Genomic DNA, 13,313 nt, shown 5'->3' on the forward strand with positions numbered 1-13,313 from the left:
TGTCGACATGTTTCATCCTTACAGCTTTTCCGAATTGAAATCTTATTCCTGGCAGAAATTTTCCAGCGATCTGTTCGCCGGTGTCACAGTGGGAGTGGTGGCGCTGCCGCTGGCCATGGCGTTTGCCATTGCGTCCGGCTTTTCACCGGAACGGGGGATTTATACCGCCATCGTCGCCGGCTTTCTGATTTCGTTGTTCGGCGGCAGTAAAGTACAGATTGGCGGACCGACCGGCGCTTTCATCGTCATCATTTCGTCAATCTATCTGAAATTCGGCGATGCCGGATTGCTGATGGCGACTCTGTTGGCCGGTGTGATCCTGGTGCTGTTCGGCCTCTGCCACATGGGGGCGTTGATCAAATTCATTCCGTTTCCGGTGACCACCGGTTTCACTTCCGGCATTGCCGTGGTGATTTTCATGACTCAGGTCAACGATCTGCTGGGGTTGAAGCTGACCGGCCTGCCGGCGGATATGTGGGGTCGGGTCGGCTGTTATGCCGCCAATTTCCACCGGATCGACTGGCCGACTGTGGCAGTCAGTTCCTCGACGATTCTGGTCATCGTTCTGGTACGGCGCTTCCTGCCGCGCTGGCCGGCGATGCTGATCGGCATGCTGGCGGCGACGGTATTGGCGACCGGCTGCGGACTGGAGGTCGAAACCATCGGTTCGCGGTTTGGGGCTTTGCCGCGTACACTGCCGGAACCAGCGTTGGCTTTTCCGGACTGGAGCACCCTGCTGCAACTGATCATGCCGGCGTTTACCATTGCCCTGCTGGCCGGGATTGAATCGCTGCTCAGTGCGACGGTGGCCGACGGCATGACCGGTGACCGGCACCGCCCGAACACCGAACTGATCGCTCAGGGCCTGGGGAATATCGGCGCAGTTTTGTTCAACGGAATTCCGGCCACCGGCGCGATTGCCCGGACCGCCACCAATATCAAAAGCGGCGGCCGGACGCCGGTGGCCGGCATGATCCATGCGGTGACTTTGGCCGGGATTTTATTGCTGCTGGCGCCGCAGGCCGGAATGATTCCGCTGGCCTCGCTGGCCGGCATCATGATGGTGGTCTGTTACAATATGAGTGAATATCATACTTTTCTGCGGATGTTCCGCGGACCGAAGAGTGATTGGGTGGTGATGTTGACGACGTTCCTGCTGACGGTGTTGGTGGATCTGGTGGCGGCGGTGGAAGTCGGGGTGGTGCTGGCGGCGCTGCTGTTTATCCGGCGGATGGCGGAAATCGCCAATGTCAGCGCGATTACCGGAGAACTGGGGACGGATAAATTGTCGGACCCGGATGATCCGGATGCGATCGCCGGCCGGGAAGTGCCGGAGCATGTCGTGGTGTTTGAAGTGCAGGGACCGTTTTTCTTCGGTGCGGTTGATGAATTCAAAGATGCGGTGATGGCAGTTTTCCATCGGGAGAGTCGGGTCATTATTTTACGGATGCGGCAGGTGCCGGCCATCGATGCGACGGGCTTGAATGTGCTGGCGGACTTTTTGAAACAGTGCCGCAAGGACAATATTATTTTGATTCTTTCCGGCGTCCGGCCGGATTCGCAGCCGATGTGTGCGTTGGCGCATTATGGCCTGAGCGAAGGAATCGGGGCGGACAATATCTGTCCGCATATCGACAAGGCTTTGGAGCGGGCCAGAATATTATTGAAGGAGCTTCCGGCCGGGCGGCGAGCTTGAAATCCCGGTGATTTTCCCGATTTTTTTCATAAGTCCGGTTTGACAAATTCATCCGGCGGCAGTAATGTAATCAGGTCAACCGGCTTATCCGGGCTTGACGAGCCGAAGTGGCGAAACTGGCAGACGCGCTAGACTCAAAATCTGGTGATGGCGACATCGTGTGGGTTCGAGTCCCACCTTCGGTACCAATGAATATCAATGACTTACAGTAAAAAATACTGTAAGTCTTTTTTTTGTAGATAGAGGATAATAAAGGCTGATAAAGTACAATAGATGTGTTGAAAGTACACCAGTAAAAAATCTTCATAAATTTTACACATTTTGAAATTCCCATCCTCATTTTTCTGCATAAATCGTCTTCACAATTGAAAATTTGATTTAACCTGAACGTTTCGTGCAATATTCAGTCTGACCGGAGCGAAATAAACCCGAAGAAGCGCCGGATGTCCGGCGCCGGATTTTGCGCCGGGAGCCGGGGCTGCCGTTGCCTTTCCGGTGGTGCCGTTTGAAAATTTCACTCTGACGATCGAGGCGGCGCGGCACGATGATTTTGTTCACACCTATGTTGCAAAGGTGTGGAAGAAAACGGCGGCCGGCTCCTGGCTTCCGGCCGGCGAGTTTCAGTTCTTTTCCGATTTTTATCGCGGTTTGGACCGGGTGGCGGATCCGCTCTGCGTCACGGTGCCCGGGGAAAATTTCGACGGCAACTGTGATTACCGGCTGGAAATCGTTCCGGAGGAGTCTTTCGGGCGGCGGGGCGCCGAATCGGTCTGGGTCGAATTCCATACGCCGGACAAACAGGAAAAGCTCTGATCGCATGGAGGCAATCAGGTAAGCAACGATGCGCCGTTCCGCCCGCGAGCCGGGGGGAACGGCGGTCGGGTTCAGGGAATGCGCAATTTCCAGGTGTGTTCAGCCAGGAAGCCCAGCAGGATCAGCAAGCCGCCGATCAACGCCAGCGTCGGCGCGAACTCCTTGTATTCGACATATTTCGGCTGCTCGAACGAAGTCTTTTCCAGTTGACTGATTTCGTTCATCGCCTCTTCGAAGCCCTTGGCGTCGGCGGCGTGGAAGTATTTGCCGTTGGAGATCTTGGCGATATCCTGCAGCAACTCCTCGTCGAACTGGTCGGGAGCCGGTTCGAACCGCATCTGGCCGAACAGCTCCTGCATCGCGTAGGCGTTGTTGCTGCCGATGCCGACCGTATAGATGATCACATTGCTGTTATGGGCCAGCTCGGCGGCCTGGCGCGGCGTAATCCGGTTGTCGACATTGTTGCTGCCGTCGGTGAACAGCACCAGGACGCGGCGCGGCGCATCGCTGTCTTCCAGCCGTTTGGTGCCGCTGGCGATCGGTCCGGCGATGCCGGTCCGGTTGCCGATGGCGCCGGGCTCCAGCCGTTTCAGGTTGGCCAGCAGCCAGGCGTGGTCCAGCGTCGGCGGCGCGATGTTGTACGGCTGTTCGGCGAAGCCGATCAGGCCGATCCGGTCGTTGACCCGCTTGTCGATGAACTTGCCGAGCTCCTCCTTGGCCACTTCCAGCCGGTTTTTGACGCTGCCGTTGTTGATCGCCCGGACCAGTTGCTCGGTGGTGGTGATGTTGGTCGGGACATCGAATACCTGCATGCTGCCGGACAAATCCAGCGCCAGGACGATATCGATGCCTTCGGCTTTGATCACCACTTTTTCGTCGCCGATCCGGGGCCGGGCCAGCGCGACGATCAGCAAAACGGCGCCGAACAGGCTGCACCAGAACGGCCAGCCGGCCGGATGACGCCGGCGGCCGCCGGCGGCCTGAAACGCCTTGACGCTGGAAATCCGGAACGACGGCATCGGCCGGTAGTGCCAGAGGTAGTAGAACAGCGGCAACAGCAGCAGCAGGGCCAGCAACACATAACGATAAGCGAAACTGATCATGCCTGACCTCCTTCCGGCCCATTGGCCGGGTTTTCCGCTTCCGGCGCCGGCCGGGTGGCGTCGACCAGTTGTTCCGCCTTGTCCAGCGCCTGGTTCAGCAGTTGGACGTCCGGCGCGGCTTTGGCGAACTTGACCAGATCGGCGGCCAGCATGAATTCGCGCAGACTGTATTGCTGTCCGGCCGGCAGCGGCGAATCGCTGCGTTCCATGCTCTGCAGAAATTCACCGGTGGTCTGCCGGGTAGCCGGCAACTCGAAACGCTGTTCCAGATAATTGCGGACGATATCGGTCAGCATCCCGAAACCGCCGGACAAATCAGCGTCCCGGCTGTGCAGGTAATCGCGCAGCGAATGAAGTTTTTCCAGCGCCAGTTCCCACGGCGACAGGATGCGTTCGGTCAATTGCCGGCGACGGAAGTGGAGCCACGCCAGCAACGCCAGAACGATGATCAAAGCGATGACCGCCGCCGGCAGGCGCCAGGAAATTCCGCTGCTTTCCGTTTCCGGCGCCAGTTCGCCGGCCAGCGACAACGCTTCGCCTTTGGCAACCGGTCTGGGTTCGGACTGCAGCGCCGGCAATTCCAGCGTGATCGTTTCCGGCTGCGAACTGTCGGCGCGGTCGTTGGCCAGCATGATCTTGAGGCTGCCGGCCGGAATTTCCCCGGTCCGGTAGGTTTTCAGCTCAAAGGTGATTTCCCAGACTGTATTGCCCCATTGCCGGGCGGTCTTTTCGATGGTCGGCTGGTTGACCAGCGTCGCGCCGGCGCCGGGAACGACCTCGGCGGTCACCGGCCGCAGATGCCAGGGAGCCAGCAGTTCGACCCTGCCGCTGACCGGTTCGCCGAGAGTGACGTCGGTTCCCGGCGTCATTTCGACCGCCGTCGTCACCGAAAGCGGTTTGTCCCGGTAGTAGTTGACCGCATACGTGACCGCCAGCGCGACGATCAACAGGACGGCCGCTCCCAGCAGCAGCAACGCATATTTCAATAATTTTCTTTTCCAATCGGCTGTCATAATGGCTTACCTCCTGCCTACCGTCGGGTTTGCCGGCGCCGGCGCCGCTGGAAGAATTCGACCAGCGGCCGCAGCGGGTCCTCGCCGCAATGCAGGTCGATCAGGTCGACCTTGGCGCGGTCGCAGACTTTTTTCTGGGCGGCCTGTTCGGCGGCGGCGGCGGCGGCGAAGGTCTGCCGGTGCCGCGCACTGCCGCCGAAAGCGACCAGTTCGCCGGTTTCGGCATCTTCCAGCATGGCGTCCAGATGCAGCGGCCAGGCCGTTTCGCACGGGTCGGTGACGCGTACGGCGATGACGTCATGTTTGCGGTTGGCGATTTTCAGCGCCACTTCGTAATTTTCATCGAGAAAATCGCTGACCAGGAAAACGACGCTGCGTTTGTTCAAAATCCGGATGGTCTCCTGCAGCGCGAAATTCAGATCGGTGCCGCTGTGGCTGCTCTGGTGGGCGAGCATTTCGCGGATCAGCCGCAGCACGTGCTTACGGCCGGAGCGCGGCGGCAGGTAGAGCTCGACCTGATCGCTGAACAGCATCAGCCCGACTTTGTCGTTGTTGCCGATCGCGCTGAAGGCCAGCATGGCGGCGATTTCGACCGATAGCTGCCGTTTGGACTTGTCCCGGCTGCCGAAGGAGCTGGAGCCGGAGACGTCCACCAGCAGCATCACGTTCAGCTCGCGTTCCTCGACGTATTTTTTGATATAGGGTACGCCCATGCGGGCGGTGACGTTCCAGTCGATGTCGCGGATGTCGTCGTCGCTGGAGTATTCCCGCACCTCGTCGAATTCGATGCCGCGCCCTTTGAAAACACTGTGATAGGCGCCGCCGATGATCTCGTCGACCATCCGGTTGGTGCGGATCTCCAGTTTTCGGATTTGTTTCAATATTTCAGGTGGTAACATGAAAAGATTCCTCCTTGCGGACTAAAAAGCTGCAAACGGCCCGGTTTCCCGTCGCCGGGAAGGCGGTTCGCACTACGGCGTGCGCAGTTCGTCGAGCAGCATTTTGACCACGGCGTCGGAATCCAGATTTTCCGCTTCCGCCTCGTAACTCAAGATGACGCGGTGGCGGAGAATGTCCGGCGCGACGTCCTTGACATCCTGCGGGATGACGTAGCTGCGTCCGGCCATGAAGGCCATGCCCTTGGCGGCGATGACCAGCGCGATGGCGGCGCGCGGCGAAGCGCCGAAATCGATGAATTCCTTCAGTTGATCCAGTTTGGCGCCGCTCTGACGCTCGGAGAGTTCGTCGAGGTGGCCGGGCCGGGTGGCGATGGTCAGGTCGAGGATGTATTCGATGATCTTTTCGTCGATGTAAATCTGGTCGACACACTGGCGGGCGGCGATGACGTCTTCCAGTTTGGCGGCCGGCTGGACAGCCAGAGTCAGCGACGGGTGGGCCATGCGTTCGAGGACCGAGCGTTCTTCGTTACGCTTCGGGTAATCGACTTTCAGTTTGAACATGAAACGGTCGACCTGGGCTTCCGGCAGCGGATAGGTGCCTTCCTGTTCGATCGGGTTCTGGGTGGCCATGACCAGGAACGGCTGCGGCACCTGGAAGGTTTCCCCGGCGATGGTGACCTGTTTTTCCTGCATGCACTCCAGCAGGGCGCTCTGGACCTTGGCCGGCGCCCGGTTGATTTCATCGGCGAGTACGATATTGGCGAACACCGGACCGAGCTTGGTGCTGAAGGAGTGTTCGTCGGCATTGTAGATGCGGGTGCCGATCAGGTCGGCCGGCAGCAGATCCGGGGTGAATTGAATGCGGGAGAAACTGCCGTTCAAGGCCTGCGCCAGCGTTTTGACTGCCAGCGTTTTGGCCAGCCCCGGCACACCTTCGAGCAATACGTGGCCGTCGGCGACCAGCGCCAGCAGCAGGCGGTTGAGCAGATGTTCCTGACCGGCGATAATCCTGCCGAGTTCACTTTTCAACGGCTGCAGAAAGGCGGATTTTTCCTGGACGACGGCTTGCAGTTGCTGAATGTCATATTGCTGCATAATCATTTCCTCCTGTAAAATTTTTATGCCGGAAACCAGAGAATCATATTTTTTTCCAGACAACGGCAAATCCTGCCGCGTTCACCCGCAACTCCGGCATTTTGAAAAATACAGCCGGATTCTCAGGCAAACGGCCGGAAAATTCTATTTACGCAATCGATGATTCTCTCCTGTAACAAAAAAATAATACCACCGGCCGGCCGATTATGCAAATCTTTTTTTCAAAAATCCGCCGATTCGCGGCGGAAGTCACGGAGTTTGTTCCGCAGGTTATCGCTGAGCGCCAGACCGGCCGGCGGTCGCCGGAGGAGAACGACGCCGTCGAGCAGTTGAAAATCGGCCAGAACGGCGGAATATTCTTCGAGCTGGTCCAGCGGCACCTGGCCGGGGGCGTTGGCCAGATGCAGCAGCAGCCTGGCGCACCGCCGGCTGTCGCAGAACAGCCAGCGCACCGCGTATCGCCAGGCCCGCAGGGCCGTGAAGAATAAAAATGGACTCAGCAACAGGATGATCACCAGTCCTCCGCCGGAGAGGTTGCCGGGGTAAGGCCGAAACAACGGCTCGGGCGAGGTGACAAAGGAATCGTCATTCTCGTACTTCCTCTTGTACCACAGGTAAAAAACGGTGATCAGGAGGAAATTCAAACCGAGCGTCAGCCAGGAGTTTTCGGCCGGTTCGACCGGATACTGATGGCGTATGAGCCGGCCGGACAGGAAGAGAACCGGCAGCCACACCGCCGCGCAACCGATCATTGCCAGCCCTCCGCCCAGAATGCCGAGACCGATTTGGCGCCGGCGCTCCCGCTGCCAGAATTGCGATATTTCATTCAATCCATAAGACATTGCGGACCTCCCGAATGAATGGTCGATAATCCCAGCGCCATTATAATGACAAAAAGAAGCATTTGCAAGCCGGAACCGGTATTTTTTCGCGTAATTTTGCCGCGGCATTTGATCTTTGGCGGTCAGAACCCTATAGTGAGTGGGAATAAAAATCATCAATAAAATTCGGAGTCGTCTTCAATTATGCCCTGGGATAACGGTTTGTATGAGGTCTGGCTGGGATTCGCCCTGGTGTTCGGCTGCTGCATCGGCAGTTTTCTGAATGTTTGCATCTGGCGGATTCCGCTGGGGGAATCGGTGGTGTTCGCGCCGTCGCATTGCCCGAAGTGCGGTCACCACATCAGATGGTATGAAAACATTCCTTTGATCAGTTATCTGGGGCTGCGCGGCAAATGCAGCCAATGCCGCCAGCCGATCACCATCCGCTATTTCCTGGTGGAATTGTTGACCGGGCTGTTGTTTGTCGGCGCTTTTGCGGTCTCGGCGGAGCTGCCGCTGCCGCTGCCGGCGCTGGCGTTGAGCGCCGGTTTGATCATGATGGCGTTGCCGGCGGCGTTCATCGATGTCGAGCACCGCTTGATCCCCAACAAACTGACCTGTCCGATGATGGTGTTCGCCGTGCTGGTCGCCTGGCTGGAACCGGCCTGGTGGCAAGAGGATTCGCGCTGGGCAGCGGCCGTATGGTCGATCGGTTCGGGGCTGGCGGCCTGGGCGGTCATGGCGGCGCTGGCCTGGCTCGGCCGCCGGATTTTCAAAGCGGAAGCGCTGGGTGGCGGCGATGTCAAATTTATCGCCGCGGTGGCGGCGGCGACCGGCTGGCAGGGGGCGCTGGTGACGCTGACGGTCGGTTCTTTTCTGGGGACGCTGTACGGCATCGGCCTGATGATCCGGCAGTGGAAAAGCCGGAAAGATTGGAAACGTTTGACGGTGCCGTTCGCGCCGTTTCTGGCGGTGGGCGTCTACGTCTGGATGACGCTGGGACGGTACTGTTACGAATTGCTGCTGGTCAGGTAAGTCGCCGGATGACAGCATGAGATTGCATGGGAGGATTCGGCGTTTCGGTGAGGCGGAATGCCGATTTTTTTTTTACTGAGAAGTCAACAGGGCTGAAAAAGGAGCACAAAAGCGTATGGCGGAGCGGCTGAAATCCGATTTGCGGGCGGAAAATTTGCGTTGTGAATATTTGGCTGCGCCGGTGGGCGTCGATGCCGCCCGGCCGCGGTTGAGCTGGTGTTTGAGCGCGCCGCCGGAACACGATGCCAACCGGCGCCAGACCGCCTGGCAGGTGACGGCGGGGGAGTCGGCGGCGGCGCCCGACTCGCTGTTCGATTCCGGCAAAGTAGCCGGCTCGCAGACCAATGCGGTGCTTTATGACGGCAAACCATTGCGTTCGCATCAGCGGGTTTTCTGGCGGGTGCGGGTTTGGGATGAAAATGATGCCGTGTCCGGGTGGAGCGAAACGCAGTGCTGGAGTTGCGGCTATTTGAACGGTGAAACGATCGGCGGGGAGTGGATCGGCCGGCCAATGCCGGAATCGTCCCGGCAGGAGAACCGGAGTTATCCGGCGGCGACCTACTTGCGCAAGGAATTCGTTCTGGCCCGTCAGCCGGTCCGCGGCGTCGTTTATTTTTCGGCATTGGGTATTTTCGAGGGCCATTTGAACGGCCGGCGGCTGGGCGACGAATATTTCCTGCCGGGCTGGACCGATTACCGGCAGCGGGCGTATGTGCAGGCCTACGATGTCAGTGAACAGTTGACGGCGGGGTGCAATGTGCTGGGCGGCATCGTCGCCGATGGCTGGTTCCGCGGCAATATCAGCAATCTCGGACCGGGGTTTTACGGCTGGCAGACCCGGCTGCGGGCGGAATTGGTGGTGTTTTATCCGGACGGCGGGACGGAGCGGATTGCAAGCGATGCTTCCTGGTTCGTGAGCACCGGGCCGGAGCTGGAAGCGGATATGCAGCACGGGGAGACCTGCGACGCCCGGCTGGCGATGCCGGGCTGGGATGCGCCGGGATTCGATGCCCGGAATTGGGCGTCGGCGGTGACCGGCAGCGAGGTGGCGCCGCAATTGTCCGCCTATGCCGGCGCTCCGGTCAGAGTGCTGGCGGAATTGCCCGCCGTCGCGGTGACCGAGCCGAAACCTGGCGTGAAAGTGTTCGATTTCGGCCAGAATTTCGCCGGCTGGGCGCGTTTGAAGGTGTCTGCTGCGCCCGGCACGCAAATCGAGTTGAAATTCGGTGAAATGCTCAATGCCGACGGCACGGTTTACCGCGAGAATCTGCGCAGTGCCCGCAGTTGTGACATCTATATCTGCCGGGGCGGCGGTGTCGAGGAATGGGCGCCGAAATTCGTCTATCACGGCTTTCGTTACGTCGAAGTGACCGGCTGGCCGGCCGATGGCGAGCTGACCGGCATTGTCGCCGGTTCCGATTTACCGCCCGCCGGCGGTTTCGAATGTTCCAACGGCCTGATTAACCGGATTTTTCTCAACACGTTATGGGGGCAGAAATCCAATTATTTCGAACTTCCGACCGATTGTCCGCAGCGCGACGAACGGATGGGCTGGACCGGCGACACCCAGATTTTCGTCCGGACCGGCAGCTACAACCAGGAGACGGCGCGGTTGTTCAACAAATACATCGTCGACCTGGTCGATGCTCAGCAGCCGGACGGCGCTTTTCCCAATATGGCGCCGGCGCCATACGCGGACTGGTGGTCGCCGGGGTGGGGGGAGGCCGGCGTGATCGTGCCGTGGACGATGTATGAGTTTTATGCGGACCGGCAATTTCTGCGAATCAGTTATGAGGCGATGAAGAAGCATATCCGTTTCTGCCTGGACCAAAGCGAGGACGGGATTATGCCGGACGAAGGGTTTGGCGACTGGCTGGCGATTGGAGAGGAAACACCGAAATCGCTGATCGGTACCGCCTATCTGGCCCGGGCCGCCGATTTGACGGCGCGAAGTGCGGCGGCGCTGGACAAACCGGAGGAGGCGCGGCAGTTCCGGACGCTTTTCGAACGGCTTCGCGCGGCATTTCAACGCCGTTTTGTCGCCTCCGACGGCACCGTTGGCAGCGACTCCCAGACTTCTTATCTGCTGGCGATCTGTTTTCATCTGCTGACGCCGGAACAACGGCAGGCGGCCGGAGAACATCTGCTGGCCGCGCTGGCCCGTAACGGCAACCGGCTGGCGACCGGCTTCCTCGGCGTCAATGTGCTGTTGCCGGGGTTGACGGCGATCGGGGCGACGGCGCTGGCCTATCGACTGCTGCAGAGCCGGGAATTTCCATCCTGGGGGTATTCGATCGACCAGGGCGCGACGACGATCTGGGAGCGCTGGAACAGCTATACGCTTGAAAACGGTTTCGGTCCGGTGGAGATGAATTCCTTCAACCATTATGCCTACGGCGCCTGCGTCGAATGGATTTACCGGGTCGTACTGGGCATCGAGCCGCTGGAACCGGGCTTCGGCCGGGTCCGCCTCCGGCCGCAACCGGGACCGGGAGTCGAGTGGGCGGCCGGACACTACCGTTCGCTGCAGGGTCTCATCGGAGTTTCCTGGCGTAACCGGGAAGGGGCGTTTGAACTCAATTTGACCATACCGGTCAACACGACCGCGTTGGTGGTGTTGCCCGGCCGGGCCGCCGAGGCGGAATGGAACGGCAGAACTGTGAAAATTGCCGGTGAACCGGCCGGTATTGAAGTCGGCTCCGGCGTCCATCATTTCAGCCGGAAGTGGTAGAGGGGCGGCTCCCGCTTTGTCGGCGCCGAACTCTTTCCTGGCAAGACTTCCCGGAACCGGCCCGCAAAATGCCGGTCCCGGGAAACGTTCAGAAAGCCGCCCGGCCTGACCGGACGGCTATTCCTGTAGACCAGCCGGCCGGCTGAAATCGCGAAGTGATAGTCGGCCACCTCAAGCGGAATGAAAAAACCTGCACACGGCGTTAATTTATTTGTAGCATGGCCCGAGGGTCTGGCAGGCCCGGAAATCGGCTCCTTCCGGGTCCATGCCGAAAGCCGCCCAGGTGCTCGGCCGGAAGATCGTTTCCGGCGGCACGTTGTGCATGCAGACCGGAATCCGGAGCATCGACGCCAGCGTGATCAGGTCGGCGCCGATATGACCGTAGCTGAACGCGCCGTGGTTGGCCCCCCAGTTGGCCATCACTTCGTAAACGCCGCGGAAAGCGCCCTGGCCGGTCAGGCGCGGCACGAACCAGGTGGTCGGCCAGCTCGGATCGGTCCGGAGGTTGAGCTTTTCGTGGACTTCCGGCGGCAATTCCACCGTGCAGCCTTCGGCGATCTGCAATACCGGTCCGAGTCCCTTGATCAAATTGATCCGGCTCATCGTGATCGGCATACCGGTGCGCGTCGTGAAATGCGACGAGAAACCGCCGCCGCGGAAGTAACCGGTATTGGCGGGGCACCATTGGGTGGCCTCAAGGCAGGCGTCGACTTCCGACTGGCCGATTTCCCAGAATGGTTTCATCACCGGCCGGCCGTCGCGCTCCTGCCGTCCGGTCGCATCCAGGGTTGTCGCGCCGGAGTTGATCAGGTGGATGAAGCCGTTGGCCGCCATGCCTTCCGGCCGGTAACCGGTCGCTTTTTCCACCGCGTCGGGGCTCCAATAGGTCCGGACGTCGGAAAATCCCTGGGCGGTTCCGGTCAACAGATGGCCGAACAGCATGGCGACGCCGTTCAGCGCGTCATTTTCCGTTGCCAGCACGAACGCTTCGCGGATGCCGTTCCAGTCGAACGAGGAATTGAGCATGCTTTCCATGAAGTCGCCGTTCGGCATGAAGTCGGTCCACTGCCGCTGGCCCTGGAAACCGCCGGCGAGCGCGTTGTGCCCCATCGCCTCTTCGCCGAAACCGAGTTCCGCCAGTTTGGGATTGCCGATCATCAGGTCGCGGGCGATCATCATCATCTTGACGCAATAGCGCCAGATTTCCGCTTTCTGTTCCGCGCTCTTGCGGGCGGACGGCTGATTGTAATCGGTCCCTTCCGGACAGTTCGCCTTAACCCATTCGAGCGCCCGGGCGTATTCGTCGGCGTCGTAGATATGCTCGTTGACCCGCCGGATGATCTCGCTGGAATCGACCGACACGCAGCGCATGTTCAAATAATTTTCGAAGAAATTGCAGTCGACGATCGAACCGGCGATGCCCATCGCCACGCTGCCGATCGACAAGTAGCTTTTGCCGCTCATCGTCGCCACCGCCAAACCGGCCCGGACGAAGCGCAGGATTTTTTCGGCGACATCGGCCGGAATGCTCGGATCGTCGGCCGCCTGGACATCATGACCGTAGATGCCGAACGCTGGTTTGCCTTTCTGGCTGTGGGCTGCCAGCACCGCCGCCAGATATACCGCGCCCGGCCGTTCGGTGCCGTTGAAGCCCCAGACCGCTTTCGGCCAGTCGCCCATATCCATCGTTTCCGAACCGTAACACCAGCACGGCGTCACCGACAGCGTCAGACCGACCTGCTGGTCGGCGAATTTCGCCGCGCATTGCGCCGCTTCCGCCGCGCCGCCGATGCAGCTGTCGGCGATGACGCATTCGACCGGCAGGCCGCAGGAATGCCGCAGGGTTCCGGTGATCAGTTCGGCGGCTTTGAGCGCCATGTTCATGGTTTGCTGTTCCAGCGATTCGCGCACCCCTTTGCGACGGCCGTCGATGATGGGACGAATCCCGACTTTCGGCAACGCACCGTTGAGACGATTGCGCAATGTGACATTTGGGCTGCTCATGATTTGCACTCTCCTGACGATTGGTTGAAAATACGCTGAAAAATTTAAAAATTCTTCATTTGTTCACGTCAAACTACATATAAGGGCGACAGCGGTTTTTTAC

General features: G+C 59.6%; 10 protein-coding genes and 1 tRNA gene. 5 read left to right on the forward strand and 6 right to left on the reverse strand.

All coding sequences use genetic code 11. The annotated features are described in order from the left end of the window. The first annotated feature begins 7 nt into the window (after positions 1–7). The 3 genes from HWX74_RS12260 to HWX74_RS12270 all read left to right on the forward strand — a co-directional run bounded on the left by HWX74_RS12260 (position 8) and on the right by HWX74_RS12270 (position 2,509). The gene (locus HWX74_RS12260; protein ID WP_176013817.1) at positions 8–1,696 is read left to right on the forward strand and encodes a SulP family inorganic anion transporter; all 1,689 of its coding nucleotides are present in this window, start codon (positions 8–10) and stop codon (positions 1,694–1,696) included. Between the two features lie 101 nt (positions 1,697–1,797). Then, positions 1,798–1,884: transfer RNA gene (locus HWX74_RS12265), tRNA-Leu, on the forward strand. 307 nt (positions 1,885–2,191) lie between these two features. Further along, a complete protein-coding gene (locus HWX74_RS12270) occupies positions 2,192–2,509 on the forward strand; it encodes a hypothetical protein (protein WP_176013818.1) in 318 nt (105 codons plus the stop codon). Positions 2,510–2,580: 71 nt separating this feature from the next. Here HWX74_RS12270 and HWX74_RS12275 read toward each other — a convergent pair whose 3' ends face one another. From HWX74_RS12275 to HWX74_RS12295, 5 genes are all read right to left on the reverse strand, one after another. Then, positions 2,581–3,612, reverse strand: a complete 1,032-nt coding sequence (locus HWX74_RS12275; protein WP_176013819.1) for a VWA domain-containing protein — start codon at positions 3,610–3,612, stop codon at positions 2,581–2,583. After that, the gene (locus HWX74_RS12280) at positions 3,609–4,625 is read right to left on the reverse strand and encodes a hypothetical protein (protein WP_176013820.1); all 1,017 of its coding nucleotides are present in this window, start codon (positions 4,623–4,625) and stop codon (positions 3,609–3,611) included. Before HWX74_RS12280 ends, HWX74_RS12275 begins: the two co-directional genes overlap by 4 nt. Before the next feature lie 17 nt (positions 4,626–4,642). Next, a complete protein-coding gene (locus tag HWX74_RS12285; RefSeq protein WP_176013821.1) occupies positions 4,643–5,524 on the reverse strand; it encodes a DUF58 domain-containing protein in 882 nt (293 codons plus the stop codon). A 72-nt stretch (positions 5,525–5,596) separates the two neighbouring features. Further along, complete coding sequence (locus tag HWX74_RS12290; protein ID WP_176013822.1) at positions 5,597–6,619, reverse strand: MoxR family ATPase; 1,023 nt, start codon at positions 6,617–6,619, stop codon at positions 5,597–5,599. Positions 6,620–6,840: 221 nt separating this feature from the next. Continuing rightward, positions 6,841–7,461, reverse strand: coding sequence for a hypothetical protein (locus HWX74_RS12295; RefSeq protein WP_176013823.1), 621 nt, complete (start codon positions 7,459–7,461; stop codon positions 6,841–6,843). 183 nt (positions 7,462–7,644) lie between these two features. Here HWX74_RS12295 and HWX74_RS12300 point away from each other — a divergent pair, with 183 nt between their 5' ends. Together HWX74_RS12300 and HWX74_RS12305 are read left to right on the forward strand one after the other, a co-directional pair. Beyond that, positions 7,645–8,475, forward strand: coding sequence for an A24 family peptidase (locus HWX74_RS12300; RefSeq protein WP_176013824.1), 831 nt, complete (start codon positions 7,645–7,647; stop codon positions 8,473–8,475). 115 nt (positions 8,476–8,590) lie between these two features. After that, complete coding sequence (locus HWX74_RS12305; protein WP_176013825.1) at positions 8,591–11,206, forward strand: family 78 glycoside hydrolase catalytic domain; 2,616 nt, start codon at positions 8,591–8,593, stop codon at positions 11,204–11,206. Between the two features lie 207 nt (positions 11,207–11,413). On the opposite strand, the gene HWX74_RS12310 is transcribed toward HWX74_RS12305, so the two are convergent. Then, a complete protein-coding gene (locus HWX74_RS12310; protein WP_176013826.1) occupies positions 11,414–13,210 on the reverse strand; it encodes an L-fucose isomerase in 1,797 nt (598 codons plus the stop codon). Positions 13,211–13,313 lie beyond the last annotated feature (103 nt).

This window comes from Victivallis sp. Marseille-Q1083 (assembly GCF_903645315.1).
Classification (GTDB): Bacteria; Verrucomicrobiota; Lentisphaeria; order Victivallales; family Victivallaceae; genus UMGS1518.